This is a genomic window from Sandaracinus amylolyticus, from assembly GCF_021631985.1.
GTDB lineage: Bacteria > Myxococcota_A > Polyangia > Polyangiales > Sandaracinaceae > Sandaracinus > Sandaracinus amylolyticus_A.
Window position 1 is genome coordinate 66,353 of record NZ_CP070225.1, and the last position, 15,785, is coordinate 82,137.

The window sequence follows — 15,785 nt, forward strand, 5'->3', positions numbered from 1 at the left end:
GACGGTCCAAAATCGGCTCGCCCGCGCAGGGCCCTGCGCGAGCGAGCACTCCGGCTGGACCGAGAGCAGTCAGCGCGTGGGGCGCTGCCGGCTCGCGAACCACGCGCGCATCACGCGCATGCGCGCGCGCTGATCGGGCGGCGCGTGGCGGCGACAGCTCGCCAGCTCCGCCGAGCCCTCGGGCGCGCCCCATCGCAGCTCTGCGCAGTCGTTGGGGTTCCACGCGACCTCGATGCCGTCCTCGCGCGTGACGAGCTCCGCGAGCGTCAGCGCCTGCGTCGCGCCGTCGCTGCGCGTGTACGAGAAGCTCCGCCGCTCGAGCTCGCTGCGCATGCGCGCACGCGCGCTCTCCACCGCGGCATCGAGCTCCGCGCCCTCGCGCAGCCCCCAACGCGAAGGATCGCGGCGCAGCGCATCGGGGAACCCGACGACGGTGTCGATCGCGACGAGCAGGCGCATGTCGCGCGAAGGAGTGCTGAAGTCCTCCCAGGGCCCTTCGGTGAGGAAGATGTCGGTGCCCTCGGGCATCGGGATGATCGTGCTCGGGTGCGTCTGCCTCCACTCCTCGAGCACCTCGACGCTGACGATGCGCCTCCGCACCGACTCCTCGAGCGCGTCGATCAGCGCGAGCTGCATCGCGTCGGGATCGAGCGCGCGCGGGTTGATGATCGCCTCCATGCGCCCGTAGAAGTCGTCGACGCTGCCGGCGTACTGCTGATCGCTCCACGGCGTCGGGCCCGCGTCGCGCGCGGTGCCGCGGCGCGCTCGCAGCTCCTCGTTGGTCAGCGTCGCCCAGGTGTTCGCGCGACGGTCGTAGACGACGGGCCGCCACGCCTTGAACCCCGCGCCCACGTCGGCCGTCTCGGGCGTGAAGAGGAACGTGCCGCGCCAGAACGTTCGCCGGCCGATCACTCCGTCGGGCTGCGCGTCGGCACCGACGAGCACGCCCGCGCCGCTCGCGCCCTGCGGGCGCCACGCCGCGATCACGAGCAGGTGCCCATAGGGATCGGCGAACACGGTGCCGGGGAGCAGCGCCTCGCGCGTGAGCGGCACCGGATAGAGATCGGTCGCGTCGTCGAGCGGAGTGGTGCGCCCGCTCGCGGAGTGCACGCCCGGTCGCAGGTTGCGCTCGACGAAGAAGCGGAACGCGTCGACGTCGTCGCCGCCGGGATGCGGCATCAGCGTCGTCACCGGCTCGCCGCAGCTCGGCGGCTGTCCCGCGCGCCCGCGGCTGCAGCGCCGGAACGCGAAGGGCAGCCGCAGCTTCCACGCGAAGTACGCGCGCAGGAAGTACGGCAGATCCGCGCAGTCGGGCTGCAGCTCGATGCGCGCTTCTTCACCGAGCCCGAGGTGATCGAAGAGCAGGTTGTGATCGCGATCGCGCAGGAGCTCGGTGAGCGAGCGCCAGGTGCGATCGTCGTCGGGGTACGCGAAGAGCTGCTCGACGAACGCGGCGTAGAGGTTCTCGGTGTCCTCTTCCCACGTCCATCGCGGGATCCAGATCGCCTCGTCGTGACGCATCGCGCGCCGCTCGGCGCCGACCGGCAGCGGTACCGCCTGCGACGCATCGCGCGCGTTGCGCGCGACGGTGACGCGATCACACGCCGCGATGCGTGTGCCGTCGCCGATCGCGATCGTCCATCGCCCCGCCTCGGGCTGCGGGATCTCGACCCACCACGTCCACGGCGGCCCTCCGAGCCGATGCACGTTCTCGGGCCGCACCACGCGCCCGCTGGGATCACGCAGCGCGAGATCGACCGCGCCGAGATCCTCGCCGCTCGTGATCACGAAGCGCAGCGGCGTGCCCGAGTGCGGCATCGCGGGGCTCTGGAAGATCCGCGTGTGCACCGAGTCGCTGCACGCGTCGTCCGTCGGCGGCTCGACGGCCCGCGCCGGGCGCAGGGTCGCGACGCCCGAGAGCTCCGGCCCGGGCCCCGGACCGAGCACCACGATGCGCTCGAGCCGCTCGACGAACGCACGACGCGACGTGCCGCGACCGAGCTCGAGGTCGGTGATCGACACGCGATGCACGCGACGCAGCGTCTCGCCCCCACCGCTGCACGGCTCGAGGTACTCCGCGAACGAGTGGAGGATGCGTGGCTCGCCGCCCGTCGTGCGGCCGAGCCAGATCATCACGTGCCCGGGGAAGTGCAGCAGCACGATCCCGCGCCGCGCTGCGGCGTCGAGCAGGCGCATCCGATCGGCCTCGCTCGTCTCGGGCGGGATCGCGATCGAGAACGAGCCCGCATCGGCCTGGCGCGCGCTGTGGCGCGGCATCTCGATGCCGAACGTGCCGAGCACGTCCATCACGAGCTCCGAGCAGTCGAGCCCGTTCTCGCGCCCGCCCCAGCCGTACGGTCGCCCGAGGTGCCGGAACGCCTCGGTCAGGAACGCGCGGCGCGTGAGCGGGCGCTGCACCGCGTCGATCGACCCTTGCGAAAACGCAACACTGCGTTGCATTCCCGCAAGGGTCGCGAAGCGCACCCGCAGCGCGTCGCCGGGATCGAGCGGCAGCAGCACGTCGGGGTCGACGTCGATCGCGGTGCCGAGCTCGCTGCGGAGCGTCATCCCGCCGCGCGCTCGCGCGCGCGGTCCCTCGGTCCACAGCGCGACGTCGGTCGCGGGCACCGAGGGCGAGAGCGGCGCGTCCTGCGCGATCCAGCCGAGCGCGTAGCGCGTGCGCGCCAGCAGCATCCCGCCCGGCCAGCGCGCGAGCACCTGCACCGGCTCCTGGCGCTCGATCGTGCTGCACGCGTTGCGATCGAACGCGACGTCGGGCGGCGACGAATAGAGCGCCGCGACCTGGGGCCCGCAGCGCAGCGCGATGCGATCCACCGCGACGCGCAGATCGGGCTGCACGTCGATCGAGGTCGGCGCATCGAAGCGCGCGAGCGTCGCCGCGTCCACGCGCGCGCCCGAGGGATCGACGTAGCTGCCGTTCGCGAGGCGCTCGCGCATGAACGCGAGGCGCTCGCGCACCTCGCCCTCGATCAGCGTCCGCGGTGGCGACGACGCGAGCGATCGACGCGCGAACGGGAGATCCTCGCCGCCGCTCGCGACCGCGGCGTTCTGCGCGTCGATCTCCGCCGCATCGAGGAGCGGCGCGTCGAGATCACCGAGCTCGGCGTGGCGCGCGAGCCAGTACTCGAGCGTGCGCTCCTCGTCGTTCACGCGCGGCAGCGCCGCGGGCGCATCGGCGCTCGCAGGGCACGTCGCGGTCCCGCCGCTCGGGGCCGCGGCTGCGGTGGGCTCGCTCGGCCCGTCGGGCCGCGTGGTCTCGCCGCCGCCGCACGCTGCGCTGCCGAGGGCGAGCGCAGCGGCGATCGGCGTGACGCGGAGGAGGAACGACACGCGCGAATTGTAGATGGACGGCGCGAGCACGTCGCGGAAACGATCGGCCCGCCTGCCCGACTTCCCAGGCCCCCGGACTACGGAGCGCGCTGCGACTCCTCGCGCGTGATGATGTTCGGGCGTCCGCCGGTCGCGAGGTCCGTGATCGTGCATCCCGCCGCGCGCACGTCGACGTCGGCGACGCGCCACACGCGATTGCGATCGATCAGCACCGGGCCGAACGTCATGCGCGGCGTGGTCGTCGAGTCCGCGCAGTAGATGCGCACCGTCACGCGCCCCGCGCCGCTGAACGCGTGCACGCCGACGCGGTACACCCCCGGCACCGGCCTCCGGATGTTGATGTTCTCGGGCCCGAACCCGTCGGTGTCGTCGATGTCGAGCCGCGGATCGTCGTCCATCCCGCCCGGGCCCCACATCAGCGAGCCGCTGCGGCAGTTCTGGTAGAAGCAGTCGTCCATCGAGTCGAACCACGCGCGCGCGCCGGGGCGCAGGACGTGCGTGTCCATGTCGGTGCGGTTGCTGTCCCAGAACATCTCGACGCGAAGGCCGTCACCGCTCACCGCGCGCACCAGCGTCGTGCACTCGGCGGTGTCGCCGTCGTCGTCGGTGACGCGCAGGCGCAGCGTGTACTCGCCCGCGAGGTCGGGGGTGAACACGGTGCGCGCTGCGTTCGCAGGGGCGGGCGCGTCGGGGCGCGAGCCGGGCGGCACCGCCTCGACGCTCCACGCCCAGGCGCGGATCGTCCCGTCGTCGACCGCGCTCGCGACGATCTCGGTCGGCGTGAGGGGCACCGTCTCGACGACCGCCGGGCACATCACGGTGGGGGGCGTCGGCGTGCCGATCACGGTGACGACGCAGCTCGCGGAGAGCCCGTCGTCGTCGGTCGCGGTGAAGCGCAGCTCGTACTCGCCCTGACGATCGGGGGTCATCGTCGTCGAGAGCCCGCTGGTCGGCGAGATGGTCGCCATGCTCGCGTCCGGTCGCGTCACGAGCTCCCACGTCGTGCTGACGACCATGCGCTCGTCGGTCGCGCTCGCGCGCACCGTCACCGGGCGGCGCGTCGGCGCGCTCACGGTGCCGGGGCTGCAGTCGACCACCGGCGGCGCGGTGACGCGCACTTCGACCTCGCAGCGATCGCTCTCGCCGTCGACGTCGCGCACCTCGAGCGCGAGCCGGTACACGCCCGCGACGCTGGCCTCGAAGTCGATGATCGTGCCGCCCCCGTCGATGACGGGTGTGAGGAGCGCGGTCGAGGGGCCCGAGACCTGCGTCCACGTCGCCTCGACGACCATCTCGTCGTCGAACCCGTCGCCCTCGATGCGCAGCGGCACCGACGGCGCGGTCACGAGCTCGTCCTCGGGGCAGAGCGCGACCGGCGGTCCGACGATCGCCTGCACGCGCACCTCGCACGTCGCACGACGGCCGCGCGCGTCGGCGGCGGAGAAGCGCATGAGGAACTCGCCGAGCACGTCGGGGGTGATCGCGGTGGTCGGGCCCGTGGTCGGCGCGTTGGTCGCGGTCGCGCCCGCGGGCGCGCTCGCGAGCGACCAGCCCTGCTCGACGATCGGCGCGTCGCTCATCGCAGTCGCCTCGAGCGTGATCTCGCGGCGCGGGGTCGTGAACTGCTCGCTGCGCCCGCAGTCGACGACGATCCCGCCACCGCCGTCGACGCCCGCGTCCTGGAAGACGCTGCCGTCGAACGAGCCCGCGTCGGGCCGTGGGCCGTCCTGCGGCGTCCACACCGTCGTCTTGCTCCCACAGGCCGCGAGCAGCGGGAGCATTGCGATCACGCCCGGGATCCACGACCGAACGAGTGAGCGAAGCATCTCGAACCCCTTCGAAGAAGCTCGCGAGTCTAGCAGCGCGCCCTCGTCTCCGCGGTATTCTGGCCGTTCATGCGCGTCGGGATCCTCACGCTCGCCCTCGCGGCCTCGGGGTGCGGCGCGGGCGCGGGAGCGGTCGAGGCGCGCGCGGAATGCGGGATCTACGGGGCTCCGCGCGAGACCGGGCGGGTCCGGAACGCGGCCCTCGACGAGGTCTCGGGAATCGTGGCGAGCCGCGCCCATCCCGGCGTCCTCTGGGCCCACAACGACTCGGGCGACGGGCCGCGCCTCTTCGCGATCGACGCCGAAGCGGGCGCGTCGCGCGGCGAGTGGTTGCTCGAGGGCGCGTCGGCGCGCGACTGGGAGGACATCGCGATCGAGGTGATCGAGGGTGCGCCCGACCGCCTGTGGATCGGGGACGTCGGCGACAACGGGGCGCGCAACGGGCGGGTCCCGCCGCGCGACTCGGTGATCGTCCTGCGCGTCGACGAGCCCGAGCCCCTGCCCGAGCAGGAGGCGCAGGAGGCGGCGCGCCCGCTCGCGTACCAGACGATCGTGCTGCGTTATCCCGATCGCCCGCGCGACGCCGAAGCGATCGCGATCGATCCGCCGAGCGGTGATCTCTTCGTGCTCGCGAAGGAAGACGCCGGCGCGTCCGACGTGTTCGTCGCGCGCGCTCCGCTCGCCGATGGCGAGACCCGCACGCTCGAGCGCGTCGCGATGATCCAGCTCGCGAGCATGATCACCGCCGCGGACGTCTCGTCCGACGGGCACGAGCTGATCGTGCGCACGTACCGCGACGTCGCGTGGTGGCGCCGCGATCGCGACGAGGGCTGGGCCGACGCGCTCGCGCGCCCCGCGATCCTCCTGCCCCACGCCGAAGAGCCGCAGGGCGAAGCGATCGCGTTCGAGGCGCGCGGCGCCGGCTTCTACACGATCTCGGAAGGCGACCATCCGCCGATCTGGCTCTCCGCGCGCTGCACCGACTGAAGAGTGTCCAAAATCGGCTCGCCCGCTCAGGGCCCTCCCGTCCACGTGCTTCGCACGCTCCCGTGCGGGCCCTGCGCGAGCGAGCACTCCAGCTGGACCGACTGATCGATCACGCAGCGAGCGCGGGCTCGCTCGGGGCGTCGTCCTTCGCCTCGCGCTCGAGGCGCGCGCGCGACTCCACCGCGAGCGGCTTCCACGCACCGCTCTCGACGCGGATCCAGCAGAGCACCGCGAGCACGAGGATCTCGGTGCAGAGCCCGATCCATCCGCCGAGCGCGCCGAGCCCGAGCTCGCGCCCGAGGAACCACGCGAGCGGCGGCGTGCACACCCACGCCGTGCAGATGCCGAGCATCGCGGGCACGCGCACGTCACCCGCGCCGCGCAGCACGCCGCGCGCGACCACCACTGCGCCGTCCGCGATCTGGAAGAACGCGGCGACGCGCAGCAGACCGAGCGCCGTCGTCGCGAGCGCGACGTCGTCGGTGAAGCACGCGACGATCGGCACTCCGAGCACCGTGAAGATCAGCGTGCACGCGCCGGTGTAGAGCGCCGCACCGACGAGCCCGACGTGCGCGATCCGCTTCACGAGCCCGTCCTCGTTCGCCCCGACCGCCTGCCCGGCGAGCACCGAGCCCGCTTCACCGAGCGCGATGGTCGGCAGGAACGAGAAGTGGATCACCTGCAAGGCGATCTGGTGCGCGGCCATCTGCACTTCGCCGAGCAGCGACACGATCGTCGTCAGCAGCGCGAAGCTGCCCATCTCGAGCAGGAACTGCAGGCCCGTGGGCACGCCGATGCGCCAGAGCGCGAGCGCGTGACGTGCGCGGGTGATCGAGATCGGGAAGCCGTCGCGCGACTGCGCGACGATCACCACCGCGAGCTCGACGCCGTGACCGAGCACCGTGGCCCACGCGCTGCCGCGCACGCCCCAGCCCAGCTGGATCACCATGAGCCAGTTGAGCGCGATGTTCGCGGCGTTGCCGACGAGCGCGGCGACCATCGGCGAGCGTGTGTCTCCGTCGCCGTAGCGGAACTCGCGCAGCGCGACGAACGCGAGGACGAAGGGCGCGCCGAGCACGCGGATCGCGAGGTACGCGCTCGCGTTCTCGCCTGCCGCGGTCGACGCCGCGAGATGCGGTAAGAGCTGCGCGAGGCCTTGTCCGAGCACGAGCGTCGCGATGCCGAGCACGATCGCGAGCGCGAGCCCCGCACCGAGGTGCGCGCCGAGCTCGCCGCGTCGATCGGCGCCGACCGACTGCGAGACCAGCACTTTCACGCCGCGCAAGAGGCCCATCGGGAAGCAGAGCAGCGCGAACGTCGCGGTGCCTGCGAGCCCGACGCCCGCGAGCGCCGAAGGACCGAGCCGGCCGACGAAGAGCGTGTCGACCAGCGTCATCACACCGAACGAGAGCATCGAGATCGCGATCGGCCACGACAGCCGTGCGAGCTCGAGCATGGGTCTCTCTCTCCAGGGCAGTTGGCGATGACGATTGGACATGACGAATCTCCGGGAACGAGAAGGAAAGGGCTGAAAACGAAGAAGGCCGCGGGTCCTCTCGGAGCCGCGGCCTTCGTGCTTCTCTCGGATCGTGGAGCGCTCTAGGGGGAGGCTCGACCGATCCCGCGCACGCGGGCCGCGACGACGTACGGGCGCTTGCTGACGAGTCCGACCGCGACGAGTCCGTCGGCGACGGGACGCCATGCGCCTGCGTTCGGACGGGACGCGCTCGGGAGGGAGTCGCTCGCACGGCGCATCGCGAAGCGGATGTGGCTCGTGCGGGACATGGAGGTCGCACTCTGACCGTGCGACTCGGAGCGGTCAAGGGCGCGGATCGATGCCGTGATCGCGACGGAACTCGAGGCACTGCCAGCTGCCGCGCTCGAACTCGCGACACGTGGTCCCGCGGACGTCGTAGATCGCGCACGCGTTCGGCGCGCCCGGGATGCCGAGGTGCACGCACGCGCCGCGATCGTCGGTCGCGAACGCCATCTCGCCGAAGTGACCGGGCTGCAGCTGCTCGGCGAGGTCGTCGCGACCGATGCGGCGCCAGCGCACGATGTCCTCGGCGGGCACGAGGATGCGCCCGTCGTGCCCGGTGCGGCAGCACGCGCCGCAGGTCAGGCAGTCGAGCTCGCGCGCGTCGGGCCGATCCACGCGCGCGATCCTGCGGCGCGACCCCGAGAGCGTCCAGTTGGTCACCCAGATGGCGCTTGTGATCCTCGGTCGTCGTGCCACTCTGGCCGGACTTCTTCAGGAGGCACTTCGTGAAAAGCACGTGGATTCGTGCCGCGCTCGTCGTCGCTGCGCTGACGACGACACTCGTCGCGTGCGGCGACGACGATGGTGGTGGTGACGTGGACGCGGGCCGCGCCGATGCGGGCCGAGCCGACGCGGGTCGCAGCGACTCGGGGACGACGCCGACGGAAGACGGCGGGTTCGACGCGGGTGGCGAGGACGCCGGTGATGTCGACGGCGGCGACGTCGACGGTGGTGACGTCGACGGTGGCGCTGACGACGCGGGCACCGACGGCGGCGGCGCAGATGCCGGCACGACCGACGGTGGAGTCATGGTGACCGACCCCGCCGCGACGTCGGCTCAGATCGGCGCGGTGCGCGCGGCGGACGACGGAACGATCGATCTCGACATCGACGAGGCGGTCGTGACGTATCTCAAGCCGGCGGTCGGAACGGACCCCGAGGGCTTCTTCCTCCAGGCGCAGCCCGACGGGCCCGCTGTCTTCGTGGCGATCGCTGCCGCGACGCTGACGCCGGCGCCGGAGGTCGGCGACGTCGTGTCGTTCACCGCGACCGAGGTCGCGAGTGCGCAGGGCCGGCGCCAGATCACGATGGTGAGTGGCTGGGCCGTGCTCGCGAGCGGCTTCGACGTGAGCACGCTCGCGGTGGATCGCTCCGCCGCGACGGACCTCGTCAGCGCGCTGGGCACATACGAGGCGGAGCTGATCCAGCTCAACGGCACGATCACCGGCGCCTTCGTGGGCAGCGGCACCGGCCACGAGGCCGCGCCGATCGACACCGCCGGCGTGACCGGCAGTGCCGACCTCCTGCTGCGCATGCCGACGACGCTGCGCGAGTCGCTGGACGCCGACGTCGATCTCGAGCCGGGCTGCGACTTCACGGCCACCGCGCCGATGTGGCGGTTCAACGCACGCGCGCAGCTGTCGGTGTACTTCGAGCCGGACGACATCGTCGTGACGTGCCCGGCGCCGACGGTCGATCGCGCCAGCGCGATCAGCGGGACCTCCGTCGCCGTCGTGTTCGACCGCGCGATCGATCCCGCGAGCGTGATGGCGAGCGGCGCGCAGTTCACGATCACCGGCGGAGTCACCGTGTCGGCAGCTGCCCTCAGCGATCGCACCGTGACGCTCACCACGAGCGCGCTGACGTCGGGGACGACCTACACCGTGACGGTCGCGGCGAGCGTGACCGATCTCGCCGGAGCGGCCGTCGACGCCTCGGCGAACACCGCGACCTTCACCTACTCGGCGACCCTGCCGTGCACCGGCGTCGTGATCAACGAGCTGCGCGTGGCCGGGCCCGGCGGCGCCGGCGACGAGTTCATCGAGCTCGTGAACTGTGGCGCCACGGACGTGCCGCTCAGCGGGTATCGCCTCGTCTACCGCAGCGCGATGGGCACGACCGACACCGCGCTCCTCACGATCGGTGCGGTCACGCTGGCTCCGGGCGGGTACGCGCTGTTCGCGAACTCCGGCTTCACCGGCACGACCGTCGATGGCGCGTTCGCGAGCGGCCTCGCGGCGGGCGGTGGCGGGATCCAGCTGCGCGATATGGACGGCGCCGTGCTCGACTCGATGGGCTACGGCACCGCGACGAACGCGTTCGTCGAGGGCACTGCGGCACCGGTGCCCCCCAGTGGTCAGTCGGTCTCGCGCACGCCCAACGGCACCGACACCGGCGCGAACGCCGCGGACTTCGCCGTCAGCGCATCCACGCCGCGCGCGCCGAACATCTGATCGACGCACGTTCCGCACGACGAGGCGGTGCGCTCTTCGTGAGCGCGCCGCCTTCGTCGTTCCGTCGCCCTCCTTGTCGAGCGTCCACCACGTGTCGACGTCCTCGGCATGCGCGGCGGCTCTCACGAGCTGCGCGGGAGGACTTCGTGATGGGGCGCATGGGCGGGCGTGCGGCGATGATCGCCGCGGCGCTGATGGTCGTGGCTTGTGGTGACGACGACGACGGCTCGATGGGCGGTGTCGATGCGGGACGCGTCGATGCCTCGATGTCGCTCGATGCCGCGACTCCATTCGACGCGGGCGACGAGCTCGACGCGCAGATCGACGACGACGACGCGTCCACCGTCGCCGACGCGTCGAGCGACGACGCCGCCACCGACGACGACGCGTCCACCGACGATGCGAGCACGAGCGATGCGGGCACCGACGCGTACGTGCCCACCGACGACGCCGGCCTGACCGACTCGGCGCGCGCCATCCTCGCGCTCCGCGCGTCGAGCGGCGCGCTCGCGTCGCCGCAGTACCTCGACACGGTGCAGATCACCTACGTGCTCCCGCCCTTCGGCGACGATCCCGGCGGCGTGTTCGTGCAGCACGAGCTGCTCGGTCCCGCGATCTTCCTCGCGCTCGATCCCACGACCCTCGGCGACACGCCGGTGCGCGGCGCGTACGCGTCGTTCTCCGCGACCGAGACCGGGATCGTCGACGGACAGCATCGCGTCACCGCGATCGTGCCCGGCTCGTTCCAGTCGGGCGACACGCCGGTCCCGGGCTTCCTCGCGGAGCCCCAGGACGTCACCGCGATCGACGTGCCCGCGGAGCTCGACGATCTCGAGAGCGAGCTCACGCGCAATCGCGTGAGCGTCGTCTCCGACTACGTCGACTGCGGCCTCGATCACTGGTGCGCGGACATCACGACCGCGGGCGTGCCCACCGCGAGCCCGGCGACCTATCGCTTCCGCGCCGTGCAGTCGGTGATCGAGGCGTACGGCCTGCAGCGGCGCTGCTACCAGGAGATCGAGCTCACGCCGCTGTGGCGCTTCGACGCGCAGGCGCAGACCTCGGCGTGGTCGCCCGACGACTTCGCGGACATCGCGTGCCCGCTGGTGCGTGTGATCGGCGCCGTCGCGCTCGACACCACGACGGTCGCCGTGGTGTTCGATGCGCCGCTCGATCCCGCGACCGTCGCGGCCGCCGACTTCACGGTCACCGGCGCGACGGTCTCGAGCGTCGTGGTGAGCGGCTACGTCGCGACGCTCACGACGAGCGCGATGGCGCGCGGCTCGATGCACACCGTGTCGGTCACCGGCGTGCAGGACGTGCTGGGCATCGACATCACCGCGTCCGCATCCGCCGAGCTGGTGGTACCGCCCGCGACGAATCGCCCGAACGGAGCAGGCCAGATCGTCATCACCGAGATCATGGTGAACCCGTCGGGCGCCACCGAGACCGGTCGCGAGTGGATCGAGCTCGCGAACCCGAGCACGAGCGAGCCGCGCGTGCTCACCGGGTGCGTGCTGCGCGACGCAGCCGCGACGCACACGCTCGGTGCGCTCACGATCCCCGCGAACGGCCGGGTGACCCTCGCGAGCGGTGCGGACCCCGGCTTCGCCGAGACCTACGTCTACTCGGGCATCACGCTGGGCAACTCCGGCGACTCGGTGGTCATCGAGTGCGACGGCGTCGAGATCGATCGCGTCGACTACGACGGCGACTTCCAGTCGCGCGACGGATACTCGCTCAGCCTCGATCCCGATCTGCGCACCGCGTTCCACGACGACGCGACGACGAGCTGGTGCACCTCGATCGCGGCCTACGCGGCGATGGATCACGGCACGCCGGGCGCAGCGAACGAGGAGTGTCGCTGAGCTCGACGACGCGCCATCATCGCGGCGATGAACGATCGCGTGATCGAGTTCTTCTTCGACGTCGGCTCTCCCTACACGTACCTCGCGGCCACGCAGGTCACGGCCATCGAGGGGCGCACCGGCGTGCGGGTGCGGCATCGTCCGTTCCTGCTCGGCGGCGTGTTCAAGGCCACCGGCAACACGCCTCCCGCGCAGGTCGCGTCGCGCGGGCGATGGATGGTGCAGGACCTCGGTCGCTGGGCCGTGAAGTACGGCGTGCCGTTCGCGATCGCGTCGCGCTTCCCGATCAACACGCTGGCCACGCAGCGTGTCCTCGCGGCCGCGGAGCGCGCGGGAGGCGAGGACGCGGTGCGCGCGCTCGCGCTGCCGCTCTTCCGTGCGTTCTGGGTCGAGGATCGCGACGTCTCGTCGCCCGCGGTCCTCGCCGAGGTCGCGAGCGCGTGCGGCCTCGACGGAACGACGCTGGTCGAGTCGGCGAACGCGCCGGAGACGAAGGACCTGCTGCGCGCGACCACCGAGGAGGCCGTCGTTCGCGGCGCGTTCGGCGCCCCGAGCTTCTTCGTCGGCGATCAGCTCTTCTTCGGCAACGACCGGATCGCACACCTCGAGGATCTCCTCGCATCACATTGATCCGCAGTGGGCGCACGCAGGGTATTCTCGTCCCGGCGTGTCCCCACACGGTCGATCGCTCGTTGTGCTCGCGTCGGCGCTGTTCACCATCGCGTGTGGCCGCGTCGGGTACGACCCGCTCTCCACGCCGTTCCCGTTCGACGCCGGCGACCCGTCGATCGACGCCGGCACGCCGGCCGACGGGGGGGACCCCGACCTCGATGCGACCATCGATCCCGACGCCGCGACGCTCCCGCCCGGCACGCTGAGCGTGAGCGCCGGCGAGGATCACACCTGCGCGGTGCGCGACGGCCGCGTGCTCTGCTGGGGCAACGGCGAGAACGGCGAGCTCGGCGTCGCCTCGCTGGTGGTCACGACGGCGCCCGAAGAGGTCACCTTGCCCGCCCTCGCGGCGTGGGTCGGCGCCGGGAGCGAGCACACGTGCGCGCTGACGATCGCGGGCGAGACGTATTGCTGGGGCCGCAACGACCTCGGGCAGCTCGGCAACAACGGATCGTCATCGAGCATCAGCGACGTCCCCACGACGCCGGTGGTGTCGCTCGCGAGCCCGACCGATCTCGACGTCGGCGGCCGGCACTCGGCCGCGGTCAGGGTGACCACGCGCGTCGTGTCCTGGGGCGACAACAGCTCGGGCCAGCTCGGCGACGACACCAGCGCGGGCTCGCGCTTCGCACCGGTCGACACGCGCTTCAACGCGATCGACGTCGATGCGGGCGATCGGCATACATGTGCCATCCGCATGGATCGGACGCTGCGCTGCTGGGGGTCCAACGTCTACGGTCAGATCGGCGATGGCAGCGGGCGCGATCAGAACGGGCCCGTCGTCGTCCCCGGCATGACCTCGGTGACCTCGGTGTCGGCAGGCGGCCGCCACACCTGCGCGATCACCAGCGATCGCGGCGCGTTCTGCTGGGGCGCGGGCGACCTCGGACAGCTCAGCGACGGCGAGCCTCCCGCGAGCACGTCGGGGCCCACGCCGGTGCTCGATCTTCCCGAGCCTGCGGTGGAGATCTCCGCGGGTGGGCTCCACACCTGCGCGCGCGCCGCGAGCGGCGCGGTGTACTGCTGGGGCGACAACAGCACCGGCCAGCTCGGCGACGGCTCGACCACCGAGCGCCACGCGCCGGTCCTCGTGACCGGGCTCCCCGCCGCGGCATCGCTCTCCCTCGGCGCCTCGCACTCGTGCGCCACCACGACCGATCGTCGCCTCTTCTGCTGGGGCAACGGCGCGGACGGTCGCCTCGGGGACGGCACGACCACGATGCGCACGTCGCCGGTCGAGATCGATCTGCCGTGACGCGTCGCGGCTTGCGTCCGAGCCTCGCGAATTCTAAGCGGTTCGCGAGATGCGCTACGTCTGCCTGAACTGCGGCCACCGCTGGGATCTCGAGGAGGGCAAGGAGGACAAGAAGGTCCGCTGCCCCTCGTGCATGCGCGTCACCGGGATCGAGAAGGTGAGCGACGCGAAGCCTGCGGCCTCGGCGCGCAATCCGTGGCTCGTGCCGGGGCTCGTCGTGGTGCTGCTCGCGGCGATCGGCGGCGGCTACGCGATGTGGCGCGCGAGCGCGCCGCGCGAGGTGGGCGAGGACGTGCCGGAGCGTCCGCTCGAGCGCGACGAGCTCGTGGGTCATCTGCGCCGGCTGCGCGTCGATGCGCGCGGCGTGGTCGACCTGCTCGCGGCCGACGAAGGCGTCGAGGAATTCGCGGAGCGCGCGACCGAGGGACGTCGCAGCGCGACCGAGATGGCCGCGGGTGTGTACGAGGCGATCCGCGCGCGCGCGTCGCAGCACGCGTTCTCGCGATGGTCGCTCGGCGTCCCGCGCGAGACGTCGATGGGCGATGCGGGCGCGGTGCGCGCGTGGATCCGCGAGGACGGCTCGCGCCGTCGTCTCTATCCGCTCGAGGCCGCCGCGCTGATGGTCGCAGCGCTGCGCAGCCGCGGCGTGGACGCGATGCTCGCCGAGACGTGGGAGTTCCCCGGCGATCCGTCGCCGCCCGATCCCTCGGGGCACTTCGGGTACTACGTCGCCGCGGTCTACGAGAACGAAGTGGGGCAGGGCGAGCCGCGCATCTTCGATCCCTGGGGTGGCCACGAGGTCGCGCCCGAGGCGGACGACGTGCGCGTGATGACCGACCTCGAGGCGCTCGGTGCCGCGCTCAACGTCCGCGCGATCCACCTGCTCGTGCGCGAGAGCGATCCCGCGCGCGCGATCGAGGTCTCGCGCGACGCGCTGCGGCTCGATCCGCGCTCGCCGACCACGCGCTCGGTGCGCGGCGCGATCCTGCTCGCGTCGGGCGGCGGCAGCGAGGGCGTCGCGGAGTTCGAGGCGGCCAAGCAGATCCGCGCCGATGCCCCGCGCCATCAGCTGCTCGCGGGCGTGCTGCTCGCGCAGGGCGACGTCGAGGGCGCGCAGCGCGAGCTGAGCACCGCGCTCGAGCTCGCGCCCGAGTACGCGGCGGCGCGTGCCGCGCTCGCGGCGGTGCACCTCGGGCAGAGCGAGCCCGACCTCGCGCGCGAAGAGCTCGAGCGTGCGCAGCGCATCGATCCCGATCTGCACACGCTGCCGGGACTCTGGGCGGGCTACTACGCGACGACCGGCGACCTCGAGAGCGCGGTGCAGAGCGCGCGCTCGGCGGTCGAGCGCAACCCGTGGGACATCCAGACCCGCCTCATGGCGGCGCGCGTGTATCGCCAGGCCGCGCGCTACGACGACATGCGCCGCGAGGCGCGCGAGGTGATGGAGCGCGTGCCCTCGGCGCAGCGCGGCGACATGGAGCAGCTCATCCGCCGCCTGCTCGGCCCGACCGCGCTCGAGTCGCCGCTCGAGGAAGAAGAGGCGCTCGCGGAAGAAGAGGAAGCCGAGGACGACTACGAGCTCGGCGGCACCTCGCTGCGCCTCGGCGGCGGCGCGGAGGGTGCGCCCGCTGCGGGTCGGAGCGGGCCGAGCCTGCTCGACGAAGAAGGCGATCTCGCGCCCTCGCAGGGCGGCGGCGAAGACGGTCCCTTGCTCATGCTCGGCGATCCGTCGAGACTCCGTCTCGGGGGCGGCGGCGAAGGCGACCGACTGCGGCTCGATCTGCAGGAGTGACCTGACGAGCCCGCCCCCGGGACCCATGGAGCGGAGGCGCA

The 15,785-nt window shown here is 72.4% G+C and carries 10 protein-coding genes; 6 read left to right on the forward strand and 4 right to left on the reverse strand.

Annotation, left to right across the window (positions count from 1 at the left end; translation table 11 throughout):
* Positions 1-69 precede the first annotated feature (69 nt).
* Together I5071_RS00250 and I5071_RS00255 are read right to left on the reverse strand one after the other, a co-directional pair.
* Positions 70-3,351, reverse strand: a complete 3,282-nt coding sequence (locus I5071_RS00250) for an NlpC/P60 family protein (protein WP_236519827.1) — start codon at positions 3,349-3,351, stop codon at positions 70-72.
* Between the two features lie 77 nt (positions 3,352-3,428).
* Positions 3,429-5,132 carry a PKD domain-containing protein gene (locus I5071_RS00255; RefSeq protein WP_419249698.1) on the reverse strand — a complete coding sequence of 568 codons (1,704 nt, stop codon included), beginning with the start codon at positions 5,130-5,132 and terminating at the stop codon, positions 3,429-3,431.
* Positions 5,133-5,246: 114 nt separating this feature from the next.
* On the opposite strand from I5071_RS00255, the gene I5071_RS00260 reads away from it, so the two are divergent.
* Entirely contained in the window at positions 5,247-6,164 is a 918-nt protein-coding gene (locus I5071_RS00260) for a hypothetical protein (RefSeq protein ID WP_236519829.1), read from the forward strand.
* 109 nt (positions 6,165-6,273) lie between these two features.
* Here the strand turns inward: I5071_RS00260 and I5071_RS00265 are convergent, their stop codons facing one another.
* Together I5071_RS00265 and I5071_RS00270 are read right to left on the reverse strand one after the other, a co-directional pair.
* A complete protein-coding gene (locus I5071_RS00265; RefSeq protein WP_236519830.1) occupies positions 6,274-7,620 on the reverse strand; it encodes an MATE family efflux transporter in 1,347 nt (448 codons plus the stop codon).
* Between the two features lie 363 nt (positions 7,621-7,983).
* Positions 7,984-8,319, reverse strand: coding sequence for a YkgJ family cysteine cluster protein (locus tag I5071_RS00270; RefSeq protein WP_236519831.1), 336 nt, complete (start codon positions 8,317-8,319; stop codon positions 7,984-7,986).
* 110 nt (positions 8,320-8,429) lie between these two features.
* Here I5071_RS00270 and I5071_RS00275 point away from each other — a divergent pair, with 110 nt between their 5' ends.
* The 5 genes from I5071_RS00275 to I5071_RS00295 all read left to right on the forward strand — a co-directional run bounded on the left by I5071_RS00275 (position 8,430) and on the right by I5071_RS00295 (position 15,744).
* The gene (locus tag I5071_RS00275) at positions 8,430-10,157 is read left to right on the forward strand and encodes a lamin tail domain-containing protein (protein ID WP_236519832.1); all 1,728 of its coding nucleotides are present in this window, start codon (positions 8,430-8,432) and stop codon (positions 10,155-10,157) included.
* Between the two features lie 149 nt (positions 10,158-10,306).
* The gene (locus I5071_RS00280) at positions 10,307-12,025 is read left to right on the forward strand and encodes a lamin tail domain-containing protein (protein WP_236519833.1); all 1,719 of its coding nucleotides are present in this window, start codon (positions 10,307-10,309) and stop codon (positions 12,023-12,025) included.
* 27 nt (positions 12,026-12,052) lie between these two features.
* Positions 12,053-12,655 (forward strand): 2-hydroxychromene-2-carboxylate isomerase, encoded by a 603-nt coding sequence (locus I5071_RS00285; protein ID WP_236519834.1) that lies wholly within the window; start codon positions 12,053-12,055, stop codon positions 12,653-12,655.
* Positions 12,656-12,719: 64 nt separating this feature from the next.
* On the forward strand, positions 12,720-13,952 hold the full coding sequence (locus tag I5071_RS00290; RefSeq protein ID WP_236519835.1) for an RCC1 domain-containing protein: 1,233 nt from the start codon (positions 12,720-12,722) through the stop codon (positions 13,950-13,952).
* A 49-nt stretch (positions 13,953-14,001) separates the two neighbouring features.
* Positions 14,002-15,744, forward strand: coding sequence for a tetratricopeptide repeat protein (locus I5071_RS00295; RefSeq protein WP_236519836.1), 1,743 nt, complete (start codon positions 14,002-14,004; stop codon positions 15,742-15,744).
* Positions 15,745-15,785 lie beyond the last annotated feature (41 nt).

What these genes read in the sequence shown, in the direction of transcription:
- I5071_RS00255 (WP_419249698.1), bottom strand. Translation starts at nt 5,132, where the DNA reads ATGCTCCCGCTGCTCGCGGCCTGTGGGAGCAAGACGACGGTGTGGACG.
- I5071_RS00260 (WP_236519829.1), top strand. Translation starts at nt 5,247, where the DNA reads ATGCGCGTCGGGATCCTCACGCTCGCCCTCGCGGCCTCGGGGTGCGGC.
- I5071_RS00265 (WP_236519830.1), bottom strand. Translation starts at nt 7,620, where the DNA reads ATGCTCGAGCTCGCACGGCTGTCGTGGCCGATCGCGATCTCGATGCTC.
- I5071_RS00280 (WP_236519833.1), top strand. Translation starts at nt 10,307, where the DNA reads ATGGGGCGCATGGGCGGGCGTGCGGCGATGATCGCCGCGGCGCTGATG.
- I5071_RS00285 (WP_236519834.1), top strand. Translation starts at nt 12,053, where the DNA reads ATGAACGATCGCGTGATCGAGTTCTTCTTCGACGTCGGCTCTCCCTAC.
- I5071_RS00295 (WP_236519836.1), top strand. Translation starts at nt 14,002, where the DNA reads ATGCGCTACGTCTGCCTGAACTGCGGCCACCGCTGGGATCTCGAGGAG.